This window comes from Alkalilimnicola ehrlichii (assembly GCF_003399765.1).
Classification (GTDB): Bacteria; Pseudomonadota; Gammaproteobacteria; order Nitrococcales; family AK92; genus AK92.
The window spans coordinates 1-24043 of the sequence record NZ_NFZV01000041.1 but is presented as its reverse complement, the minus strand read 5'-3'; the positions used below and the strand labels follow the sequence as shown (position 1 = coordinate 24043).

The window sequence follows — 24043 nt, the reverse complement described above, 5'->3', positions numbered from 1 at the left end:
CGCGTTGCGGCTTTTGCCAAGGGCTACGGCCATTGCCGGCAAGCCGCGCCTTGTCTCCGGCACCGACAAAACGCCAGAGGCCTTAACCCAAGGCGTATCGCTCCCCGGGGGCGCGGCAGGGACGCCGCGCGTCTGTCGTCGGGCCAGGGATGGCCCGTCGGCAGACCCCGCTCGAAGCCGAGAAGCGCAGGGAACCCCGCCTTCTAAACAATCAGCGCGAAGCGCACCAAACTAAACCACCAACACCAGAAACTAACCACAACAAATAACGCGTTGATAAGCTCCTCATACTGCCCCAACACTCTCACCCAATGAGACGAAAAGCCGCAGCAGCTTTCATGGCACTGCGGCAACCGCTAACAATCAGCGAGGCAGATTAATGGCGCGCGGCTTGTCCTCGATATTGGTCATCCTGGTTAGTCTTATCCTATTTCTATCGGCAAATAGCTTGCTCGGTACGCTACTCGCCGTTCGCATGACCGACGAAGGCTGGGGCGCACAGTACATAGGCCCTATCCTGGCGTTTCATTCGATCGGCTTTGTCATGGGCACTTTGTACTGCCCGCGCTTGATTAATCGCGTCGGCCACATCCGCTCGTTTGCGGCGCTGGCGGCCATTGCCGCGGCAGCGGCCTTAATCCACGTCATGCAGGTCGACGGCATTACCTGGGCACTGCTGCGGCTGGTAGTCGGCTTCTGTGCCGCCGGCTTGATGACGGTCATGGAAAGCTGGATCAACGACCGCACCGACAACGCCATGCGCGGCACTATCATGGCCTTCTACATGGCGGCGTATTATCTGTCGCTCGGCGGCGGCCAGTTTATTCTCGGCTTTGGTAACCCGAACGCGCCCGAGCTGTTTATGATCGTTACCCTGCTGACGGTGCTGTCCTTGGTGCCGCTCGCCCTTACCCATTCGCCGGCCCCTCACTTGGAAGAACACGAGCGAATGGGCTTCGGCGTCCTATATCGGCTCTCGCCGGTCGGTATGATCGGCGCCATCATCGCCGGCACCGTGATGAGTTCCTTTATGGCTCTGGGCCCCGTCTATGCTCACGGCATCGGCCTATCCGTACCGGAGATTTCTCTGTTCATGGGTTTGGTCGTTTTCGGCGGCATGCTGCTGCAATGGCCCGCCGGCCATATATCGGACCGCCTCGACCGCCGCAAGGTCATCGTCACGCTCACCATGCTCGCTTGCATCCCCTGCCTCATGCTGACCTTCGTACCGGGGCTCGACTTCGTCATGCTCCTCGTACTGAGCGGCTTGTTCATGGGCCTGATTAGCAGTCTTTACCCGCTCAGCGTCGCCCTCGTAAACGACTACCTCCACTCGCATCAAGTCGTCAGCGCGAGCGCCACGCTGTTACTGAGCTTCGGCATCGGAACCGTCATCGGCCCCGTCGTCGGCTCGCTCGCCATCGACGTATTCGGGCCGCCGGGGCTGTTTTTGTTTGTCAGCAGCTGCCTGATCATGCTCACTCTGTATTCCGTATTCCGCATGCTCCACAGCCGTCGCTTCCCAACCGAGGAGCAAACCGATTACGTCGCCATGGCCGCTAATACCACGCCGGTGATCCTCGAAATCGACCCACGGAACGACGAATTCGAGGAGTACCACGAACCGAGCACTCCCGACCCGACCGGGAAAGAGGAATAGGAATAGCCGTAGCGAAAGGCGACAAAAACGCTGCACCTGAATAAGCGCTACGCAAAATTAGCGCTCCCCTTTCGCTACTGCCCCTCAATCTGGCATAATCGTCGGTCGTTTCATCCTCATTCACTGTTTGGCGATTATTCCGCATGAGCCGAAGAATACTGGTCACCAGCGCGTTGCCCTATGCCAACGGGCCCATTCACCTAGGCCACCTGACCGAGGTCATCCAGACCGATATCTGGGTGCGATTCCAGAAATTGCGTGGTCACGAGTGTTACTACGTCTGCGCGGACGACGCGCACGGCACGCCGATCATGCTCAAGGCGCGCGCTGAAGGCGTCACGCCCGAGGAGCTGATCGAGCGGATTGGTCGCGAGCATCGGCAGGACTTCGACGATTTCCTGATCGGCTTCGACAATTACCACTCGACCCACAGCGACGAGAATCGCGAGTTCGCCGCCCTGATCTATCAGCGCCTGGACGCCGCCGGCCACATTGCCAGCCGCACGATCAAACAGGCTTACGATCCGGAACTGAACATGTTCCTGCCGGATCGCTACATCAAAGGCGAATGCCCGCGCTGCGGCGCCGGCGACCAGTACGGCGACAGCTGCGAGGCCTGCGGCGCGACTTACACGCCGGCCGAGCTGAAAAACGCCGTTTCCGTCGTCTCCGGCGCAACGCCCGTCGAGAAGGAATCGCTGCATTACTTCTTCAAGCTGCAAGATTTCGAGGCAATGCTGCGGGAGTGGGCCAGCCCCGAGCATTTGCAGGACGAAGTCGCCAACAAACTCGCCGAGTGGTTCGGCGACGGCCTGCGCGAGTGGGACATCTCCCGCGATGCGCCCTACTTCGGCTTTCAGATCCCCGGCACTGAGGATAAGTACTTCTACGTTTGGCTGGATGCGCCGATCGGCTACATGGCGAGCTTCAAGAGTCTGTGCGAGCGCGAAGGCATTAACTTCGACGACTTCTGGGCCAAGGACTCCGACGCCGAGCTGTACCACTTCATCGGCAAGGACATCATTTACTTCCATGCCCTGTTCTGGCCGGCCATGCTGGAGGGGGCGGGCTTTCGTAAGCCGAATCAAATTTGCGCCCACGGCTTCCTGACCGTGGACGGCCAGAAGATGTCGAAATCACGCGGCACCTTCATCATGGCGCGCACCTATCTCAACCACCTGAACCCGGAATATCTGCGCTACTACCTGGCCGCCAAGCTCGGCGCCAGCGTGCACGATATCGACCTCAACCTGAAGGACTTCACCCAGCGGGTGAATTCGGACCTGGTCGGTAAGTTGGTCAATATCGCCAGCCGTTGCGCCGGCTTCGTCAACAAGCGCTTCGATGGCCGGCTAAGCGGCCAACTGGCCGCGCCGGAGCTGTTCCGCGCCTTTACCTCGGTGTCGGAAAACATCGCCTCGCTGTACGAAAAGCGGGAGTTCTCGCGTGCCATCCGAGAGGTGATGGCGCTAGCGGATCAGGCTAATCAGTACATCGACGAACAAAAGCCCTGGGTCATGGCCAAAGAAGCCGGCCGCGAAGGCGAAGTGCAGGCCGTGTGCACCATGGGGCTTAACCTGTTCCGGGTACTGCTGATCTACCTCAAGCCGGTGCTACCGAAGCTCGCGGCTGCGGGGGAGGACTTCCTCAACGTCGAGCCGCAGAGCTGGGCCGATATCGGCACACCGTTGCTCGATCATACGATCAACCCCTTCAAACCGCTGATGACCCGCATCGACGAGGACAAAGTCGCCGCCATGGTGGAAGAATCCAAAGAAACGCTGAAAGCTGCGCAACCAACCGCCAGCCAAGACCAACCGCCGGCCGACAGTCCGCTGGCGAAGGACCCGATCGCCGCCGAAATCGAATTCGACGACTTCGCTAAGCTCGACCTGCGCATCGCTCGCATTGCCAAAGCCGAGCACGTCGAAGGCGCCGATAAATTACTGCAATTGACTCTGGACCTCGGCGGCGAGCAGCGCAACGTATTCGCCGGCATCAAGTCCGCTTATCAGCCCGAGCAGCTGGAAGGCAAGCTCACGGTAATGGTCGCCAACCTTAAGCCGCGCAAGATGCGCTTCGGGGTCTCCGAAGGCATGGTGCTGGCAGCCGGCCCCGGCGGTAAGGACTTGTGGATTCTGGAACCGCACGCGGGCGCCGAGCCCGGCATGCGGGTCAAGTAAGCCGCCAGCTCGCGGCGGGAGCCTCCCATGACGGAGATGGCCCTAATTCTGGTCAGCACCGTCCTGGTGAACAACTTCGTCCTGGTGAAGTTTCTCGGGCTGTGCCCGTTTATGGGGGTCTCCCGCAAACTGGAAACGGCGATGGGGATGGCACTGGCCACCACCTTCGTGCTGACCCTATCCGCCGTTTGCAGTTATTTGATCAACCAATACCTGCTCGCGCCGCTGGGCATCGAGTACCTACGCACCATCGCCTTCATCCTGGTCATTGCCGCCGTGGTGCAATTCACCGAAATGGCGGTCCGCAAGATTAGCCCCTTGCTGCACCAGGTGCTCGGCATCTTCTTACCGCTGATCACGACCAACTGTGCCGTACTCGGGGTAGCGCTATTGAATGTGCAGGAACAGAACGGATTCCTGCAATCGGCGGTCTATGGGTTTGGGGCCGCGCTCGGCTTTTCGCTGGTACTAATATTGTTTGCCGCACTGCGCGAGCGGCTGGCGGTAGCCGACGTACCGCGCCCTTTCCAAGGGGCTTCCATTGCGTTGATCACCGCCGGGCTGATGGCGCTGGCCTTCATGGGCTTTGCCGGATTAACCCCAGCGGGCTGAGCTGCGTAGCGGAACGAGGGATAACGGGACGATGCTTGCTGCAATCATAGCGCTATGCGGACTGGCCGCCGCCTTCGGCCTACTCCTGGGCTATGCCGCAATCCGTTTCAAAGTCGACAGCGACCCGGTAGCCGAGCAGATCGACAAACTGCTCCCGCAAACCCAGTGCGCCCAGTGCGGCTACCCCGGCTGCCGCCCCTATGCCGAGGCCATCGCCGCCGGCAAGGCGGATATCAACCAATGCCCGCCAGGCGGCGAAACGACCATTCGCGCACTGGCCGATTTGCTCGACCGCGAGCCAAAACCGCTCAACCCGGACAACGGCGCCGCCAAACAAGCAGCGGAAGTCGCCTGGATCGACGAATCCCTCTGCATCGGCTGCACCTTGTGCATTCAGGCCTGTCCGGTCGACGCCATTATCGGCGCAGCGCAACAAATGCACACGGTCATTAAAGACGAATGCACCGGCTGCGAACTCTGCCTACCGCCCTGCCCGGTCGATTGCATCCACATGCGTCCGGAACCCACCGAACTGCGCAACTGGAAGTGGCCGGCGCCACCCACAAAAGGGGCTGCCTCATGAAGCTCTGGCCGTTTCGCGGCGGCCTGCGCCTGCCGCAATACAAGACAGCCTCCAGCCAAAGCGCGATCGTGCCGGCACCGATCCCGCCCCGGCTCGTCATTCCATTGCAAAGCACGTGGACGCAGGAGGCCCAGGTTCTGGTCGCGGCCGGCGAGCGCGTGCTGACCGGCCAGCCCATCGCCCGGACCGGCGGCGAGCACGGCGTTGCTGTCCATGCCACCAGCTCGGGGGTGATCGCCGCTATCGAGCAACACCCGATCCCGCACCCGTCGGGCATTCCCGTCCTTTGCGCGTTGATCGATACCGACGGGCGGGACGAATGGGACACGGCCTTGCCCGCTATCGACGACTACCGCCATTGCGCACCCGCGCTCATCCGCCAGCGCTCCCGCGATAGCGGCATCGTCGGCCTCGGCGGTGCTGCTTTCCCCAGCGCCGTCAAGCTCGGCGCCAGCGGTATACGCCAGCTTGTGCTTAACGGCGTGGAGTGCGAGCCCTACATCACCTGCGACGATCGCCTGATGCAGGAACGCCCGGAGCGCGTCGTCGGCGGCCTGCTTCTTATGCGGCAGGCATTGGGGGCCGACGAATGCCTGATCGCCGTGGAAGATAACAAGCCCAATGCATTTATCGCGCTGCAAGCGGCGCTCGCGGCAATAGGCGATGCCACGATTCGGCTGGTGCGGGTGCCGAGCCGCTACCCGGCGGGTGGCGAGCGGCAACTGATCTACACCCTCACCGGCAAAGAAGTACCGAGCGGCGGACTACCGGCCGATATCGGCGTGTTGTGCCACAACGTCGGTACCGCTGCCGCTGTTTACGAGGCGGTAGTCGAGGGGCGGCCGCTGATTTCCCGGGTCGTTACCGTTACCGGCCCCGCCGCGGTACGGCACGGCAACTACGAGGTGCGGCTCGGCACCCCCATGGCAGAGTTGATCCGCTTTAGCGGCGGTTACGGCGAACAGGCGCAGCGCCTCATCATGGGCGGGCCGATGATGGGCTTTACGATCGGCGACGATCGCACCCCCTCACTCAATCCAGCAACTGCCTGCTGCTCGACGGGCCGCCACAAACGGCCGCCGCCGGCACGACCCGCGCCTGCATCCGCTGCGGCGCCTGCCACGAGGCCTGCCCGGCGGGTTTATTACCGCAGCAACTTTACTGGCACACCCGTGGCAAGGACTTCGAGCAAGCCGAATATTATGGCTTGTTCGACTGCATAGAATGCGGTTGCTGCGACGTGGTCTGCCCCAGCCACATTCCTCTGGTGCAGCATTTCCGCTACGCCAAATCCGAGCTGTGGACCCAACAGCGGGAGCGGCAAAAAGCCGAGCTGGCGCGCGAGCGCTACGAGTTCCGTAATATCCGTCTGGAGCGGGAGAAGGAAGAACAAGCCAAACGCCGGGAAGCGAAGAAGGCGGCGTTGAAGAAAGCCCAATCGCAGGAGGGCAAAAAGCCGCCATCCAAGCGGCACTGGCCCGCGCCAAGCAGAAGAAAACCCAGCAAAGCACCGAGCGCAACGACTGACATGCCGCAACTTGCTACGGCCGCAGCGCCGCATATACCGCCGCTCAACAGCGTCCCGCAGATGATGCGGCAGGTGCTCTACGCTCTGCTGCCCGGCATCGCAATGCTGGTGTACAGCTTTGGCTGGGGAGTGGTTATCAACATCTTGCTCGCCTGCGGAGTAGCCCTCGTCTGCGAAGCGGCCATCCTGCTGCTGCGCCGGCGCCCGCTTGGCGTGTTTCTCGGCGATTACAGCGCCTTGGTCACCGCAACGCTGCTCGCCATCGCGCTGCCGCCGCTCGCGCCCTGGTGGCTCACTGTGCTGGGGGTGGCCTTTGCGATCGTCTTCGGCAAGCATCTCTACGGCGGGCTCGGCTTCAACCCCTTCAATCCGGCGATGATCGGCTATGCGATGCTGTTGGTGTCCTTCCCCCGGGAGATGACGCAATGGCTGCCGGCGCTAGAGAACGCCCCTGGCCTTTTCGAGAGCGCGCGGGCCATCTTCGCCGGCGCCCTACCGACCGGCCTCAGCGTCGATGCGATGAGCGGTGCTACACCGCTGGATGCGCTGCGCGACCAAGAGCAGGCAATGAGCATCGCGCCCCACTGGGCCGGGGTCAACCTGGCCTTTCTGGCCGGCGGCCTTTGGCTCCTGTATCGGCGGGTAATCGGTTGGCAAATACCTGCGGGCGTATTGGGCGGGCTGGCCGCGATGGCCGCCCTTTTCTGGCTGCTCGACCCCGCCGCACATGCCGGCGTCGGCTTTCATCTATTGGCCGGCGGTACCATGCTGGCGGCGTTTTTTATCGCCACCGACCCCGTCTCGGCGGCTACCACACCGCGCGGCCGGCTGCTATTCGGCCTTGGCATCGGCGTGCTGATTTACGTGATTCGCGCCTGGGGCGGTTACCCCGACGGCATCGCCTTCGCCGTTTTACTGATGAACATTGCCGCTCCGCTCATCGATCATTACACGCGTCCACGGATCTACGGCCATTCCCGATGAATGCACTGCGCCCGATTCTCATCGCCACCGCCTTGCTCGCCGGCTTTGCCAGCGTTGGCACCGGCATCGTCGCCCTGGTACACCATACCACTGCACCGCGCATTGCCGAGAACGAACGCCAGACCCTGCTGGCACGCTTGCACGAGGTACTACCGCCGGCGGCCTACGATAACGCGCTCGAAGAGGATCACTTAGTACTCCGTGCGCCGGGGCTTGGCGGTACTGAGCCGGTCACCGTCTACCGGGCGCGCTATCAGGGCGAGCCGGTGGCGGCGATTTTTTCCGTGCCGGCACCCGACGGCTACGGCGGCCCGATCCGCCTGTTAATCGGCATCGATACCGACGGCCGCATCACCGGCGTGCGGGTGCTAACCCATAGCGAAACGCCGGGCCTGGGCGATGCCATCGAAGTACAGCGCTCGGACTGGATCGAGGCCTTTACCGGCCGCAGCCTTAACGACCCGCCGCCACAACGCTGGCGAGTGCGGCGCGACGGCGGCGAGTTCGAGCAATTCACCGGGGCGACGATCACGCCCCGTGCCGTGGTACGAGCCGTGTACCAGACCCTGGTATACTTCGATACTCATCGGGAGAAACTGTTTACCGCACCGGCCGCAAGCCCCCGGAACGGCATATGAACACGACACCAAGCTACCGTACGATTGCCGGCGACGGCCTCTGGAGCAACAACCTCGGCCTGGTCCAGTTGCTTGGCTTGTGCCCACTATTGGCAGTGAGCGGTACGGCGATCAATGGCTTGGGGCTGGGCCTTGCAACGCTGCTGGTGCTATTAGGCGCCAATCTATGCGTCTCGCTCATCCGCCACTGGATTCGGCCGGAGATTCGCATCCCCGTGTTCGTGCTGATCATCGCCTCTTTCGTCACGGCGGTGGAATTATTGATGAGCGCCTATTTCCACCAGCTGTTTCTGATTCTGGGCATTTTCATCCCGCTAATCGTGACCAACTGCGGCATACTCGGCCGCGCCGAGGCCTTCGCCTCTAAGCAGCCGCCCCTACCGGCCGCCGCCGATGCACTCGCGGTCGGCGGCGGTTTCCTATTGGTGCTGGTAGTACTGGGCGGCCTGCGGGAGCTTCTGGCGCAAGGCACTTTATTCAGTCAGGCCCACCTGATGTTCGGCGATTGGGGGCGCGGGCTGAGCGTCACGCTTCTGGAAGATTACCGGGGCTATCTGCTCGCCGCTTTGCCACCGGGAGCATTTATCGCCTCGGCCTGCTATTGGCTTTAAAAACCTGATCGATCAGCGGCGGGCGGCCGTTGCAAAGGCCGCGCCCGCGCTTACTACGCAGCAAGCAAATACGCCATGAACCAACAAAAACGCCGCGAAATCTTTACCCGCTTGCGGGAAGCAAACCCGAACCCAACCACCGAGTTGGAGTACAGCACACCCTTTGAGCTACTGGTAGCGGTGACTCTATCGGCACAAGCGACCGATAAAGGCGTCAATAAAGCCACCGCCAAGCTGTTTCCCGTCGCCAACACGCCGGCAGCGATTCTCGCGTTAGGCGAAGACGGCCTCAAGGAGTACATCAAGACGATCGGCCTTTTCAACAGCAAGGCCGCAAACATTATCAAGGCCTGCAAGATGTTGATCGAACTGCACGGCGGCGAAGTTCCGCGCGATCGCAAAGCCTTGGAAGCATTACCCGGCGTCGGCCGTAAAACCGCCAATGTGGTGTTAAATACCGCCTTCGGCGAGCCTACTATGGCCGTCGACACCCATATTTTTCGCGTCGCCAACCGGACCAAGATCGCACCAGGGACGACGGTGCGACAAGTCGAGGACAAATTACTCAAGGTCGTACCGAAGGAGTTTTTGCGCGACGCTCACCACTGGCTCATCCTGCACGGGCGCTATGTCTGTGTGGCTAGAAAACCGCGTTGCGGGGCCTGCATCATTTACGATCTTTGCGAATACAAAGAGAAAACGGCGTAAACCACGGAACGACGCGCTTGCATAATCGGCGCTCGACTCCATCACTTCGGCAAAGTCACGGGCAGACAATGTTTTCAGTCAGGACCGCAACCAAATCCGTCGTTTTTATCTCGAAAGCTGGCGCAAGGCGCGCGAGCGGCTACCGATGGAGCCGCTGGAGCAATTAGTCGCCGACGTCGTCGCCGAGCACCCGGAATACCATGCACTATTGGAGAACGAAGCGGCGGTTGGCTACGATTTCCGCGGAGAGCTCGGGCAGACGAATCCGTTCTTGCACATGGGCATGCATATCGCGCTGCGCGAGCAGATTTCTACTAATCGGCCGCCGGGCGTGCGCGCCATCCACAAACGCGTTGCCCGCGCCTTGGGCAGCCAAGCGGAGGCCGAGCACGCGATGATGGATTGTTTGGCGGAAGCCTTATGGACGGCGCAGCAAACCGGCGGCGCGCCGGATGAGCAACGCTATCTACAGGCCTTGAAGGAACTGGAACGGCGGGTAACCAGTAAACGTTGAACCCGTGGCCGCCCCGGTCAAAGCAACACTTCCGGCCGATGAATTTGGTAGCCTTGCCCGTAGTCGATATCGAGTTCGCGTAACGCCTCCAGGGTGGTGGCGTCTTCGACGAACTCGGCGATGGTGCGAATTCCCATAACGTGGCCGACCTGATTGATCGACTCCACCATCGAGTAATCGATCGGGTCCTTGCTCATGTGCTTTACGAATAGACCGTCGATTTTGAGAAAATCGACCATTAAAGTCCGCAAATAACCAAACGAGGACAAACCGGAACCGAAATCGTCGAGGGCAAACTTACAGCCGCGCTGGCGTAGCTCCTGAATAAAGCGTTGCGCCGACGCCAGATTGGCGATCACCGCCGTTTCTGTGATCTCAAAGCAAATTCGTTTGGGATCGACTTCCTGCTCCTGCAACTGCCGACTCACATAATCCAGAAAACCCTCGTCGCTGAGCGACTGGCCGGAGAGATTTATCGTGAAACAGGCAATGTCTTTTAGTTGCGGATCGTTCTCGTACTGTGCTACCCGCTGAAACACCAGCTTTACGACATGCCGATCGATACTCGGCATCATGTTGTAACGCTCCGCTGCCGGCAAAAACGCTCCGGGCGGGACCAACTCGCCCTTATCGTCGACCATGCTGAGCAGTAATTCGGCCATCATCGGCTCGCTAGGGTCGAGCGGCTGTATACGCTGCACGCGCAACCGGAACAACGCGTCATCGAGCGCCCGTTGGATGCGGGTCGTCCACTGCATCTCGCCGTGCCGGAAGGCCAGCTCTCGGTCCTGCGGGAGTACGCTATGCACACGGTTGCGGCCCTGATCTTTCGCTAGAAAGCACGCCGCATCGGCAGCCGCCAGAAGATCCGTCGGGGTACTGCTGCCGTCAACCGGCACTAGCCCAATACTAACGCCGATATTGAACACCTTGTCGTCCCAAACAAAGCGGAAATCGCGCACCACGGCACAAAGCGAATCCGCGACTTCGCGCGCTTGCGCTAAGTTGCAGCCATACAGCAGCAGGCCGAACTCATCGCCCCCAAGCCGCGCTAAGGTGTCGGTATCCCGAACGCGACGCAGGAACTTGCCCGTCAGTTGTTTTAGCAGCTCATCGCCCGCAACATGGCCACAGGTATCGTTGACCAACTTGAATTGATCCAGATCCAGATAGGCCATCGCGTGCTGAGTACGCTTAGCACGCGCCGTTTCCAACGCTGCCCAAAGCCGTGCCTCGAACTCGCGACGATTGACCAGCCCCGTTAAGGGGTCATGGACGGCCTGGTAGGAGACGACGCGCGCCATCCCGCGAAGCTCGGTCACGTCGTGGGCGACGATCACCGCACCGATGATTTGGCGGTCATAATTATGAATAGGGGAAGTCGACACTTGGACGGAGGATTCGCGCTCGCCGGTACGGTCCACTAAAACCACCTCATCCTCAAGCGCGACTAAACCGTCGCGCTTCAAACAGGCGCCGACCGGATCGCGCACCCGTTCGCCCGTCCCCTCGTCCACCAACTGCAGCACGTCTTCCAGCGCTCGCCCGCACGCTTCTTCATTGCGCCAGCCGGTCAAACGCTCGGCGACAGGGTTGATATACGTCACCAGCCCCCGAGTATCGGTGGTCAAAACACCGTCGCCGATGGAACGCAAAGTAACCTGCGCCCGCTCCTTTTCCTCGGTTAAACGCCGAATCAGCGCCTCGTGCTCCTGACCCGCCAGCAGCGCCTTGCGGGTCATACGATTACAGTGCAGTGCCGACTGAATCATAATACCGAATACAACGGCAACCGTTGCTAATAACCAAAGACTCTCCATCCCGGCCAGGTTGAGCACCCACACCGTTATACCCAACATGAGGGGAACCGTGAACGCAAGACAAAGAGGAAGATAAAACGCTAGCGTCGCAAAACCGCCGAATATGAGCGCAGAGAAGAGAAATAAAAGAAAGACGGTATCGATTGGATTGCCGGTATAACTCGACATCGCCAGCGCGCTGGCCCAAACCGACGACTGGACCACAACAAGCGCCAGTAATCCCCAAACGCCCTGGTGCAGGGCGGTTGGCGAACTGACCTGCAACAAGTGCCGGCCCAAAAAATAACGGGCGGATACCGTCAGCGCCAGCAAGCCGAACCAGCTAAGCAACAAAACGGTCGGCACCCGTTCGTGAAAGTTCAGGAGCACAAAACTCGCGAGCAAAATGTGGGTTCGCAGCGAACCCCGATTCACCGCCAGAACGCCTCTAATTTGATCGCGGGCGACCTTAGCGCGTCGCCTTAGAGGTACCTCGGCAGCTACTCCACTCTTGAGCTTGGCTACCCCCCATGCGGACGCCTGTGGTTGGTTTTCCATAGCAGTCGTTCTAATAATTATTTAGTTAGTTATATTAGAGATTTCAAAACAAACAGGTGACGCCACTCCATAACGACATGCTTGCCGTGCCCTGTTCGTTTTTCGCCTCTATGTCAGGAAACGCCGAGCAAGCCCCAACCTCAACCGCGCCATAACGCGTGCAGAGGGGCAGGCGGATTAGTCAGCCTTTCCTAAAAGCCGGCCCTACATTCAAAGAGAATGACGGCCTTTTATGCGACTGTCGTAAAACCACTCTTATCGAGCGGCGTGTCTCGGCACCACGGATCGTTTTATCCGTGCACCGGCTGCTGCCTTCGCTGCTGTCCAGTATTAATATAGCGCACAGCCAGGAATACGAAGATATTCTTCTGACCGGGCACCGTCAGGAAACACCGATCAATTCGCCGATCGGTGTTTCCTTCGCCCTGAATTAACCTCGTTTCGCGCCTACTTTTAACCGTAGCGCGTTCAAACGAATAAAGCCTTCCGCATCTTTCTGATTGTACGCACCGGCATCGTCCTCGAACGTGGCGATGTTGGCGTCGAACAGGCTGTCCTTCTCCGACTTACGACCGACGACGACGACGTTACCCTTATAGAGTTTCAAACGTACAACGCCGTTCACCCGCCGCTGGGTCTCGTCGATCAACGCCTGCATGGCGCGCCGCTCCGGGCTCCACCAATAGCCGTTATAAACGATGCTCGCATAACGCGGCATCAACTCGTCTTTCAGATGCGCCTCTTCACGATCCAAGGTGATCGACTCGATCGCCCGGTGCGCCCTCAACATCACGGTACCGCCGGGGGTTTCATAGCAACCGCGCGATTTCATGCCGACATAGCGATTCTCGACGATATCGAGCCTGCCGATACCGTTGGCACCGGCAACTTTATTGAGGTATGCCAGAACCTGGGCCGGCGTCATTTCCTCGCCATCGATGGCAACAACATCGCCGCCGCGGTAGGTCAGCTCGATATAAGTCGGTTTATCCGGCGCATTCTCCGGCGCCACACTCCAGCGCCACATGGACTCCTCGGCTTCCGCCCACGGGTCTTCCAGAATGCCGCCTTCGTAGGAAATATGAAGCAGGTTGGCGTCCATCGAATACGGCGAGCCGCCCTTTTTCTTGCCTTCGATGGAAATGCCATGGGATTCGGCATAGCGCAGCAGTTTCTCCCGCGAGAGCAAGTCCCACTCCCGCCACGGCGCAATCACTTTGATATTCGGCTCCAAGCCGTAATAACCAAGTTCGAAGCGCACCTGATCGTTACCCTTACCGGTCGCGCCGTGAGAGACGGCATCGGCGCCGGTTTCACGCGCGATCTCGACCTGGCGCTTGGCAATCAAGGGGCGCGCGATAGACGTACCTAACAGGTATTCGCCTTCGTAAATGGCGTTGGCGCGGAACATCGGAAAAACGAAATCGCGCACGAACTCTTCGCGCAGATCTTCGATATAAATTTCCTTCACGCCCAGGGCTTCGGCCTTCGCCCGCGCCGGCTCAAGCTCCTCGCCCTGACCGAGATCGGCGGTAAACGTCACTACTTCGCAGTCATAGGTTTCTTTCAACCACTGCAGAATGACGGAGGTATCTAAGCCTCCCGAGTACGCTAAAACAACCTTTTTGATCTCGCTCATGAAACTCTTCGCTATGCCTCTACGTTGAACTCGCGCGGGTAACGCGTACTAACTGGCGCCATCATCACCGGACGCCGACCTGAAATCAACCCAAACGGGGCCTAATTTAAGCCCTGACAGCGTCTTTTGGAAAGCACCGAAGCTTTTAGGCGGGGAAGTCCAACGGCTCCTTAAGGTCCTATAATCAGGTATACTGTTACGCACTCGAAATTAGGCCAACAGGATTGCCCGCGTGGATCGACTGACCCTCACTCGCCCTGACGACTGGCACCTACATGTCCGAGACGGTGCTGCCCTCGAAGCTGTACTCCCATTTACAACGGAGCGCTTCGGCCGTGCCATTATCATGCCCAACCTCACCCCGCCGGTAACGACCACCGAGCGCGCCTTGGCTTATCGGGAGCGGATTCTCGCAGCCGTGCCGAAAGGCGCCGATTTCACGCCGCTGATGACGCTCTACCTCACCGATAACACACCGCCGGCGGAGATCGAGCGCGCCCAAGCAAGCGGCCATATTTACGGCGTAAAACTGTATCCGGCGGGGGCGACGACAAATTCCGACGCGGGCGTTACCGATATCGCTCGTTGCGATGCGACATTACGCGCGATGGAAGCCTGCGGTATGCCGTTATTGATTCACGGCGAAGTCACCGATACCGGCATTGACATTTTCGACCGCGAATCCGAGTTTATCGAACGGCGACTGGCGCCGCTGGTCGAACGCTATTCGAATCTGAAAGTCGTCTTCGAACATATCACTACGCGGCGGGCGGTGGAGTTCGTTCTGGAAGCCCCGGAGCGGGTAGGCGCTACCATTACCGCCCATCATTTGCTACTCAACCGCAACGATATGTTAGTGGGCGGCATCCGACCGCATCATTACTGCCTGCCAGTGCTCAAGCGCGAACGCGACCGGGAGGCCCTACTGGAAGCCGCCACCTCCGGCAACGCTAAATTTTTCCTCGGCACCGACAGCGCCCCGCACGCCCGCGGCGCCAAAGAGAGCGCCTGCGGCTGTGCCGGCTCGTTTACGGCGCCGGCCGCTATCGAGTTGTACGCCGAGGCTTTCGCCAGCGTCGACCGGCTAGACCGCCTAGAAGGCTTTGCGAGTTTCCATGGGCCGGACTTTTACGGGCTGCCCCGCAACCGAGAGCAAATCACGCTTGAACGAACGGCTTGGCAAATGCCCGAAGAGTACGCCTACCCAGGCGAATGCATCATACCGTTACGGGCAGGAGGCACAATCGGCTGGAAGCTCGCCTGATATCCCTTGCTAAGGCAGTCTCGCTCTAACTATGGGATACTTGCACGCGGGTAAACGGCTACTTACCATAGCTTCACGATATGCCTATGCGGGTGGTAAGCAGCCCGTACCGGTACGCTGACCGCAGCGTTCATGCACACACGGCGACTTGCCGAAAGCCGCCATCGCACCCACAAAGGATTCCTGTGGAACCCGTGAATTACAGTAATGAAGACCGGCAGCCACGCATTGCGCAGCGCTTCCGTAGCTATCTGCCGGTTGTGGTCGACGTCGAAACCGGCGGCCTTAATGCGCAGACAGACGCTCTGCTGCAAATTGCTGCCGTCGTCCTCCGAATGGATGAGAATGGCCGCCTGTTTGCCGCGGCAACTTACTCTTGCCATGTGGAAGCCTTCGAAGGCGCCAATCTCGACCCGAAGTCGTTGGAGCTCAATGGCATTCAGCCTGACCATCCGCTCCGGATGGCGCTACCGGAAAACGAAGCGCTGCAGAAGATTTTCAAGCCGATTCGGCAGGAGATTCGCGAGACCGGCTGCACCCGCGCTATTCTGGTAGGCCATAATTCGTTTTTCGATTTAGGCTTTCTGAACGCTGCCGTTGAGCGTACCGGGATCAAACGCAACCCGTTCCACCCCTTCAGCAGCTTCGATACCGCCACCTTAGGCGGCTTAGCCTACGGCCAAACCGTGCTCGCCCGCGCAGTCGATGCCTCCGGTGCGAGCTGGGACCGCAAATCAGCACACTCGGCTATTTATGACGCCGAAAAAACGGCCGAGCTGTTCTGCAACATCGTTAACCGCTGGGACGAAATGAACGGTTTTCCGTACGGCGATTAAGCTTAGCGCACAAAAATCGGGCCTACTTGCGTAGCGATTTTTTACGAGAAGTAGAAATTACTGCGCCGCTTCGCCGGTGCTCTCAACCATCTTCTGTAAATCGCCGCTTTCGTACATTTCTAAAATAATGTCGCAACCGCCGACCAGCTCACCTTTAATGTAGAGCTGCGGAATCGTCGGCCAGTTGCCGAACTCTTTGATTCCCTGGCGAATGGCTTCATCTTCCAGTACGTTCACATAGGCAAACTCGCGGCCGCAACCGGCCAAGGCCTGAGACGCGCGCATGGAGAAACCGCACTGCGGAAATTGCGGCGTACCCTTCATGTACAGAATAATCGGATTCTCTTCGACCTGCTGCTTAATCGCCGCCTGGACGTCGTTACTCATAATATCGCTTACCTCAAGAAAGCATGAATGGATAGCGTAATCGTCGTGCACGCTGACATCTTGCCAAGGATAACGCGTAGCCGAATACGGTGTCCTTGATTCCAAACCGTATGTTACCGCGCTCGCCCTGCACGAAACAGGTTATCTACCGTAAGCGCCGCCGCCGGGTGTCTCAACGGTCAGCAGATCGCCAGCCACCACCGTGCGTGTCAGCTTGCCCGGCAGCGACTCGCCGTTCAGCCGGTTGCAACCGGCCTGCCCCGCCTCTCCCCCGGCCAAACCCCAAGGCGTATGACGACGGCGTTCACTGAGAATTGTGACCACAGCAGGCGCGAGAAATTCATATTCGCGGACGATACCCTCGCCGCCTGGATATTTGCCTTGACCGCCTGAGCCGCGACGTACCGCATAACGCCTGATCCGCATCGGATAACTCATCTCCAAGACTTCCACCGGCGTGTTTAACGTATTGGTCATGTGCGTGTGGACTGCACTTAAGCCACCGCCCTGGGGGCCCGCCCCCATACCACCGGCTAAGGTCTCGTAATAGTCCCAAGCCGGTTCCCCAGCCGGTGCGCCGAATGCCAGGTTATTCATACTACCCTGGCTCGCCGCCGGTATCCGCTCCGGTGCCGCCTGCGCCAAACATCCCAAGACAACATCGACAATTCTCGTACTGGTCTCGACATTACCGGCCGCGACCGCCGCAGGCGCGTTCGCATTCACCAGGGTACCTTCGGGTGCCCGCAGCCGAATCGGCCGAAAGGTACCCGCGCATGCCGGCGTTTGCTCCGGCATCAAACAACGAAAAACATAATAGACGGCCGCGGCAGCAACCGATAACGGGCAGTTGAGGTTGCCGCGCGTCTGGGCTGCCGTACCGTCGAAATCGACCACGATGTCTTGCCCGGTAACGTCGATCTCCACCTGAATCGCGAGATCTTCCCGCCCCTGGCCATCGTCGTCGAGCACATCGATAAAGCGGTAACGCCCTATCGGTAACGTTGCCAGCGCCGCTCGCGCTAACCGCTCGCCGTAATCGTTCAGCGCCTTAACCGCCACCCTGTAACCGGTAACGCCTTGCGCTTCGACCAAGGTCTGCAAGCGGCGTACGCCGCTGCGCGCAGAGCTTGCCTGCGCGGCAAAATCGCCGGCCGCTTGCCGTGGAGACCGCATACGCCCGGTGATATCGGCCATCAACGCTTGATCCAACTGGCCTTGCCTATACAGATGGACGGGAGAGATCACAACGCCCTCTTCCTCCAACGTGCTGGAGAGCGGCATTGACCCCGGCGTGACAGCCCCTATATCCGCATGGTGCGCACGATTGGCGACAAAACCGACACGAGTACCACCGACGTAAACGGGCGCAATCAGCGTCACATCCGGCAAGTGGGTACCGCCAAGAAAGGGATCGTTAACAATGACCATATCCCCTTCCGCCCACTCCAAACGACGCACGATATCCCGCATCGCATAGGCCATGCTTCCCAGATGCACGGGGATATGTGCCGCTTGCGCGACCAGCTCGCCCGCGGCATCGAACACAGCGCAGGAGAAGTCGAGCCGATCCCGGATATTGGGCGAGAAAGCGCTACGACGCAAAACCGCACCCATTTCGTCGCAGACGGCCTCGATGCGGCTGGAGAAAATACCAAGTTCTATTGGGTTCATGGCATGCCGTCCTTCGCAGGCGGAGTTATCGAACCGCTATCGTATCACGCCGGACCGCTCGGCTTTATTCGTGTCGTTTCTTTATGGATTTACCAGCAAGGAGCCAACGATGAAACACGAGTTACCCGAACTGCCTTACCCGAAAAATGCGCTCGAACCGCACATGTCGCAAGAAACGCTCGAATATCATCACGACAAACACCACAAAGCCTATGTCGACAAGACCAACGAACTCATTCAAGGCACGGAGTTCGAGAACATGCCACTGGAGGATCTTATTAAAAAAGCCTCCGGCACCTTATTCAACCAATCCGCTCAGATCTGGAACCACACGTTCTTCTGGAGCTGCTTGAGCCCGAACGGGGGAGGCGAACCCAGTGGCGAACTGGCCGACGCTATAAAGCAATCGTTCGGCTCCTTCGATAATTTCAAAAAAGAATTTACCGATAAAACGATTGCCAACTTCGCTTCCGGTTGGGGCTGGCTGGTAAAGAAGAAATCGGACGGGAGCCTGGCCATCGTCGAAACCGACGACGCAGAAACCCCGCTAACCGACGCCAGCGTGGTTCCGCTACTCACCTGCGACATCTGGGAGCACGCCTATTACATCGACTACCGCAACGCGCGGCCCAAGTATCTTGAAGCGTTCTGGAATCTGGTGAACTGGGATTTTGTCGCTGCTAACTTTAAGAAATAGGGTTTGTCGCGCTTTAGTGGGTGGTTCAGTGTGGTGCGCTGCGCGCGGATTGTTTGGGGGGCGGAACCCCGCCTTCTAAATAAGCCGCGCGCAGCGCACCAAACTAAACCACTCACACCAGAAAACACCCCCAACAAACCAACCACCCCACCAAACCCCAATAAACCAAAAACAGGACACCCCCACCCCGATTACTTTCACATCAGTAATTTAAGTTACTTGCCCCACCTCAGCGCCTTATTTATACTCGGAACAATGGCAGCTCCCGCTGGGGCTGCCTTTTTATTTCCTGCATTCGCCGGTGAACGACCAGAGTTTGAGGTAATGAGCGATAAAATCGCTCTCTCTAAACGCTGCTACACGGTTAACGAGAAACATGTCAGACGCTTTGATGCAAACCTATGCCCGTATACCGCTCACGTTCGAGCGCGGAGAAGGCGCGTGGTTGTGGGACTCCGAGGGTAACCGCTACTTAGATGCCGTCAGCGGTATTGCAGTCTGCGGCCTCGGCCACTGCCACCCGAAAGTCACCGCGGCTATCCAAGAGCAAGCGGCCACGCTTGTTCATACCTCCAATATTTATCGCATCCAGAATCAGGAGCGATTGGCGGAACGGTTGCGAAGCCTGTCCGGCATGGAGACCGCGTTCTTCTGCAATTCGGGCACCGAAGCTAATGAGGCTGCGATCAAGCTGGCACGTCTCTACGGCCATCAGCGCGGGATAAAGAAACCCACCATCGTTGTCGCTCACGGCAGTTTTCATGGGCGAACGCTCGCTGCTCTTAGCGCGACCGGCAACCCGAAAATTCAGGCTGGGTTCGAACCGCTGTTGGAAGGTTTCGAACACGTGCCGTATAACGACCTCAAGGCCGTCGAGGCACTGGCCGATAACGATCAGGTCGTTGCCGTACTGGTCGAACCGCTGACCGGGGAAGGCGGCGTTGTCGTACCCGAGGAAGGCTATCTGCGCGGCTTACGAGAGCTGTGCGACCGCAATAACTGGCTGCTAATGCTGGACGAAGTACAAACCGGCATGGGTCGTACCGGAAGCTGGTTTGCCTTCCAACAAACCGGCATCGTGCCGGACGTAATGTCGCTCGCGAAGGGGCTGGGCAACGGCTTTCCGATCGCGCCTGCTTGGCCTCCGGCCCGGCGGCCCGCATCTTTCAGGCCGGCAACCATGGCTCGACCTTCGGCGGCAATCCGCTTGCCTGCCGGACCGCGTTAGCGGTTATCGACGCCTTGGAAGAAGGCAATCTACCGCAACGAGCCGTAGAACTCGGGCAGCGTATCAGAGAGCGTCTACACGCCCAGTTAAGCAGCTTAGACGGCATTATCGACATTCGTGGCCGCGGCTTGATGATCGGCGTGGAACTGGATCGCCCCTGCGGCGAGCTGGTACAACGGGCGCTTGGCAAGGGGCTTCTAATTAACGTTACAAGCGGCTCTGTCATACGCTTGCTACCGCCCTTAGTTATCGATGAAACGCAAGCCGATACCATTGCCGAGAGCGTTATCGCTCTGGTGAATGAGTTTCTCGGCGACAACCAAGCTGCCGGCGAACCGGCAAAGGGATAACGACTATGGCCGTACGCCACTTTCTTACCCTGCTCGACTTATCCAGCGACGAGCTCGTGATGCTGATTCAACGCGCCATCGAACTCAAACGCATACAGCGCGAAGGCATTATTCACGAACCGTTGCGTAATCGCGTGTTGGGTATGGTGTTCGAGAAGTCGTCCACCCGGACTCGGGTATCCTTCGAAGCCGGTATGATTCAACTTGGCGGCGGCGCGATTTTCCTCTCCCCACGCGATACCCAGCTCGGGCGGGGCGAGCCGATCGAAGATACGGCGCGGGTGCTGTCGCGCATGGTCGACGTGGTGATGATCCGCACCTTCGGCCACGACAAGGTAGAGCGGTTTGCGGAATATTCGCAGGTTCCGGTAATCAACGCCCTTACCGACGATTACCACCCCTGCCAGCTGCTTGCCGATATACAGACGTTCTGGGAGCACCGGGGCGACATCCGAGGCAAAACGGTGACCTGGATCGGCGACGGCAACAACATGTGCAATTCCTACATTAATGCCGCGCGCCAGTTCGATTTCCAGCTACGGATCAGCACACCGGAAGGCTACGAGCCGAACCAAGCACTGGTCGATGCCGCTGGCGAGCGCGTACAATTAATTCGCGACCCGCGCGCAGCGGCCGCCGGTGCCGATCTTGTCGTCACCGACGTCTGGGCCAGCATGGGCCAGGAAGATGAGCAAAAACGCCGCGAACAAGCGTTTAGCGATTATTGCGTGGACGAGCGCGTCATGGCCGAAGCGCCCGATGCTTTGTTCATGCACTGCCTACCGGCTCACCGCGGCGAAGAAGTTAGCGCCGAGGTGATCGACGGCCCGCAAAGCGTGGTTTGGGACGAGGCGGAAAACCGCTTGCATGCGCAAAAGGCATTGCTGGAGTTCCTCCTTCTCGGTTCGGCGAACTAAAAGAGTGTCGAATGGAGAACAAACCCTCCAATAACGACGAAGAGATACTGCTAGAGCTTCGCCGCATCGAGTGCCGGCATGAAGATAATGCCGTCGTAAAGGGGCTGAGTTTTCGCGTTCGGCGCGGCAATTTAGTGTGTCTGTTAGGCCCCAGCGGTTGCGGCAAGACGACCGTTCTACGCTCTATTGCCGGCTTTCAACCCCTTAATGCCGGCGAGATTGTGCTTCGCGGCGAAGTCGTCTCTCGCCCTGGCCTGACAGTGCCGCCGGAACAACGCGGCCTGGGCATGGTATTTCAGGACTACGCGCTCTTCCCCCACCTGACGGTCTACGACAATATCGGCTTCGGCCTCCGCAAACTCGACAAAGCCCAGCGCCGCCACCGGGCAGACGAATTGCTGGAAATCGTCGACCTGGCCGGCCTCGGCGCCCGCTACCCGCACGAGCTCTCCGGCGGCCAGCAGCAGCGTGTCTCTCTGGCGCGGGCGATGGCGCCGCGGCCCGAGCTTATTCTGCTCGACGAGCCTTTCTCTAGTCTGGATGTCGATCTACGAGAGCGGCTCGGGGTGCAAATGCACGATATTCTCAAAAGCCAAGGCATAACCGCCGTTCTGGTAACACACGACCAGCGCGAAGCCTTCGCCATGGCCGACCAGATCGGGGTAATGCGCAATGGCCGTGTCGCTCAGTGGGATACGCCTTACAATCTTTACCATGAGCCGGCAGACCGTTTCGTGGCCGATTTCATCGGCCAGGGACGCTTCATCTCCGCCACACTCGTGGCCCCAGACACCTTAAAAACCGAGGTCGGGCTCATCAAAGGCGACCGCGCCTACGGCTGGGAGCCCGGCACCGAAGTCGATGTATTGCTACGACCCGACGATGTCCAGCCCGACCCGGAATCGGAACTGCGCGCCACGGTCGGGAAGAAAGCGTTCAACGGTCCGCAGATTCTCTATACGCTCCGGCTCGCTAACGGCACGGAGATCCTCGGCCTGTTCCCCAGCCACATGGATTACCCGCCCGGCACGGATGTCGGCTTATTCATCGACGCGCAACACCTGATCGCTTTTCCGCGCCCCGATGGAACGCCCGGCACGCCCTGACGCTCCCTTAAACAGCGGCAATTAATACTTGCCTGCGACCGTTGAAGCTGTAAGCTATGCTGCCTGCAAAGTCAGCTACTTGCTGACGCCGCGAGGTCGATAGTCGATGCGGGGGGCATACGAGTCGACATCGCTGCTTAAGGAAAAGCCGATAAAAGGAAAATGACGATGAAAAGCAAGACGCTTGCGGCCATCACCTTGGCCACCCTTTCCTGCTCCGCCTTTGCCAACCCTAGCATTGACCTGTACGGCCAAGCCCATGTTTCCCTCGATCTGCTCGATGATGGGGACGACATGGGGCTAAACGTCTCCAGCAATGCCAGCCACCTAGGCCTACGCGGCAGCTACAGCATCGAAGACAACTTGCACCTGCTTTATCAGCTGGAGCAAGAGTACCGCCATAACAGCAGGGGAAGCGATTTCGCCAATCGCGACACCTTCGTCGGTTTACACGGCGATTTCGGTCTGCTGCGTGTCGGCCATATGGACACGCCGTTCAAGGCGCTGCGCAACCGCATCGATCTGTTCGGCAATCAGGTCGGCGATGCGCGCAACATGACCGGCGGTGTGACGGAAGACCGCTCTTGGGACACCCGCTTCCCAAATAGCATTTACTACCAAACGCCGGAGATGGACGGTTTCTCCGCCGCCGTGCAGTATGCCACCACGTGGGATCCTGACGGCACCAGCGACAACGATGACAGCGCGATCAGTGCGGCGTTAGCTTACACCGGCGGCCCGTTATTCGCAGCGGCCGCCTTGGAACGGCGCAGTAACCCTGGGGACTCGAACTTTAACGCCATCCGTCTGGCCGGCGGCTACAAGCTCGACAACCGCACCCAGGTCACCGGGCTTATCCAGCGCTCCGACGACGAAGATAACGAAACCGACACCATTCTCGGCGCCGGCGTCTTACGCGATCTCGGTTATACGAACCTGAAAGCACAAGTTTTCTGGTTAAACGGTGGGTCCGACGACTCCGACGCCGTCATGGTTGCCGTGGGTGCCGACCACCGTTTGTCGCGGGAGTTGACGGTGTATCTCACCGCGGCCTTCGTCTCCAACGACGATGAGCAAAGCCTCACGCCTTATAATGCCGGCCGTACAGCTAGCCCTGATGACGGGGCTACCGGTGAAGTCACTATGGGGCTTTCGGCTGGGGTTATCTTCAACTTTTAAAGCGTTCATCGCGCCTTGGCTCGATAACGCGTTTTATTGAGTCAGGGGATTTCGGTGAGTGGGGGCGGGGTATTGCCTCTGCCATCCCCAACCTACCTGACGCTGTTAACCGGTTTGGCATTTAATTCTTGGGAAGACGTGGATCGAAGGGGCTTGCTCTTGCCCGTTGGCGCTGCCGAGCATCGCAGGGGCTTTCGGAAAAGGCCCCGTAGGGATGGCCGCCAGGGACGGCGGCCATTCGACCGTCAGGCCAGGGGCGAGGCGGAAAGCGACGGGCGTCCGGTGGACGCCTGTCCCGCCGAGCGGGCGCACACGGATGTGCGCCCTGGGCTTTGGCGCGGAGCAGGATAGCGCAGCGACAAAGGCCTGTCGGGCGAACCCCGAAAGC

Annotated in this window: 19 protein-coding genes and 3 pseudogenes; 18 read left to right on the top strand and 4 right to left on the bottom strand. The window is 59.4% G+C overall.

Translation table 11 applies throughout. The features are described 5' to 3' along the window. Window positions 1-379: 379 nt before the first annotated feature. The 11 genes and pseudogenes from CAI21_RS21290 to CAI21_RS21245 all read left to right on the top strand — a co-directional run bounded on the left by CAI21_RS21290 (window position 380) and on the right by CAI21_RS21245 (window position 10021). Complete coding sequence (locus tag CAI21_RS21290) at window positions 380-1660, top strand: MFS transporter (protein ID WP_116304143.1); 1281 nt, start codon at window positions 380-382, stop codon at window positions 1658-1660. Window positions 1661-1803: 143 nt separating this feature from the next. Further along, window positions 1804-3843 (top strand): methionine--tRNA ligase, encoded by a 2040-nt coding sequence (metG, locus tag CAI21_RS21285; protein ID WP_116304142.1) that lies wholly within the window; start codon window positions 1804-1806, stop codon window positions 3841-3843. Between the two features lie 27 nt (window positions 3844-3870). Beyond that, window positions 3871-4455, top strand: coding sequence for an electron transport complex subunit RsxA (rsxA, locus tag CAI21_RS21280; protein WP_116304141.1), 585 nt, complete (start codon window positions 3871-3873; stop codon window positions 4453-4455). A 31-nt stretch (window positions 4456-4486) separates the two neighbouring features. Beyond that, window positions 4487-5038, top strand: coding sequence for an electron transport complex subunit RsxB (rsxB, locus tag CAI21_RS21275; protein ID WP_116304140.1), 552 nt, complete (start codon window positions 4487-4489; stop codon window positions 5036-5038). Next, a pseudogene (rsxC, locus tag CAI21_RS21270) lies at window positions 5035-6054 on the top strand (electron transport complex subunit RsxC); the annotation flags it as partial. The gene rsxB and the pseudogene rsxC, both read left to right, overlap by 4 nt. A gap of 32 nt (window positions 6055-6086) precedes the next feature. Beyond that, window positions 6087-6239, top strand: a pseudogene (locus CAI21_RS25755) (4Fe-4S binding protein); the annotation flags it as partial. 327 nt (window positions 6240-6566) lie between these two features. Continuing rightward, on the top strand, window positions 6567-7550 hold the full coding sequence (locus CAI21_RS21265) for an RnfABCDGE type electron transport complex subunit D (protein WP_116304139.1): 984 nt from the start codon (window positions 6567-6569) through the stop codon (window positions 7548-7550). Then, window positions 7547-8188, top strand: a complete 642-nt coding sequence (rsxG, locus tag CAI21_RS21260) for an electron transport complex subunit RsxG (RefSeq protein ID WP_116304138.1) — start codon at window positions 7547-7549, stop codon at window positions 8186-8188. Before CAI21_RS21265 ends, rsxG begins: the two co-directional genes overlap by 4 nt. Next, entirely contained in the window at window positions 8185-8799 is a 615-nt protein-coding gene (gene rsxE / locus CAI21_RS21255; protein ID WP_181919574.1) for an electron transport complex subunit RsxE, read from the top strand. The genes rsxG and rsxE overlap by 4 nt, the downstream gene beginning before the upstream one ends. Before the next feature lie 75 nt (window positions 8800-8874). After that, on the top strand, window positions 8875-9507 hold the full coding sequence (gene nth, locus CAI21_RS21250) for an endonuclease III (RefSeq protein WP_116304137.1): 633 nt from the start codon (window positions 8875-8877) through the stop codon (window positions 9505-9507). Between the two features lie 40 nt (window positions 9508-9547). Then, a complete protein-coding gene (locus tag CAI21_RS21245) occupies window positions 9548-10021 on the top strand; it encodes a DUF1841 family protein (RefSeq protein WP_116304136.1) in 474 nt (157 codons plus the stop codon). A 17-nt stretch (window positions 10022-10038) separates the two neighbouring features. Here the strand turns inward: CAI21_RS21245 and CAI21_RS21240 are convergent, their stop codons facing one another. After that, window positions 10039-12378 (bottom strand): EAL domain-containing protein, encoded by a 2340-nt coding sequence (locus tag CAI21_RS21240; protein ID WP_116304135.1) that lies wholly within the window; start codon window positions 12376-12378, stop codon window positions 10039-10041. A gap of 430 nt (window positions 12379-12808) precedes the next feature. Then, complete coding sequence (locus tag CAI21_RS21235) at window positions 12809-14017, bottom strand: argininosuccinate synthase (protein ID WP_116304134.1); 1209 nt, start codon at window positions 14015-14017, stop codon at window positions 12809-12811. 232 nt (window positions 14018-14249) lie between these two features. Here CAI21_RS21235 and pyrC point away from each other — a divergent pair, with 232 nt between their 5' ends. Both pyrC and rnt read left to right on the top strand, forming a co-directional pair. Further along, complete coding sequence (pyrC, locus tag CAI21_RS21230; RefSeq protein ID WP_116304133.1) at window positions 14250-15281, top strand: dihydroorotase; 1032 nt, start codon at window positions 14250-14252, stop codon at window positions 15279-15281. Window positions 15282-15475: 194 nt separating this feature from the next. Next, entirely contained in the window at window positions 15476-16117 is a 642-nt protein-coding gene (gene rnt, locus CAI21_RS21225) for a ribonuclease T (protein WP_258868266.1), read from the top strand. Between the two features lie 57 nt (window positions 16118-16174). Here rnt and grxD read toward each other — a convergent pair whose 3' ends face one another. Both grxD and CAI21_RS21215 read right to left on the bottom strand, forming a co-directional pair. After that, window positions 16175-16504 carry a Grx4 family monothiol glutaredoxin gene (grxD, locus tag CAI21_RS21220; protein WP_116304145.1) on the bottom strand — a complete coding sequence of 110 codons (330 nt, stop codon included), beginning with the start codon at window positions 16502-16504 and terminating at the stop codon, window positions 16175-16177. Window positions 16505-16645: 141 nt separating this feature from the next. Continuing rightward, window positions 16646-18178 carry a hydantoinase B/oxoprolinase family protein gene (locus CAI21_RS21215; protein WP_116304131.1) on the bottom strand — a complete coding sequence of 511 codons (1533 nt, stop codon included), beginning with the start codon at window positions 18176-18178 and terminating at the stop codon, window positions 16646-16648. Between the two features lie 109 nt (window positions 18179-18287). On the opposite strand from CAI21_RS21215, the gene CAI21_RS21210 reads away from it, so the two are divergent. The 5 genes and pseudogenes from CAI21_RS21210 to CAI21_RS21190 all read left to right on the top strand — a co-directional run bounded on the left by CAI21_RS21210 (window position 18288) and on the right by CAI21_RS21190 (window position 23655). Further along, complete coding sequence (locus tag CAI21_RS21210; RefSeq protein ID WP_116304144.1) at window positions 18288-18875, top strand: superoxide dismutase; 588 nt, start codon at window positions 18288-18290, stop codon at window positions 18873-18875. Between the two features lie 376 nt (window positions 18876-19251). Continuing rightward, window positions 19252-20453, top strand: a pseudogene (locus CAI21_RS21205) (acetylornithine transaminase). 5 nt (window positions 20454-20458) lie between these two features. Beyond that, window positions 20459-21370: an ornithine carbamoyltransferase gene (argF, locus tag CAI21_RS21200; RefSeq protein WP_116304130.1), complete on the top strand. Its 912-nt coding sequence runs from the start codon at window positions 20459-20461 to the stop codon at window positions 21368-21370. Between the two features lie 11 nt (window positions 21371-21381). Then, the gene (locus CAI21_RS21195; protein ID WP_116304129.1) at window positions 21382-22476 is read left to right on the top strand and encodes an ABC transporter ATP-binding protein; all 1095 of its coding nucleotides are present in this window, start codon (window positions 21382-21384) and stop codon (window positions 22474-22476) included. A gap of 168 nt (window positions 22477-22644) precedes the next feature. Then, window positions 22645-23655: a porin gene (locus tag CAI21_RS21190; RefSeq protein ID WP_181919573.1), complete on the top strand. Its 1011-nt coding sequence runs from the start codon at window positions 22645-22647 to the stop codon at window positions 23653-23655. The last annotated feature ends 388 nt before the right edge of the window (window positions 23656-24043 follow it).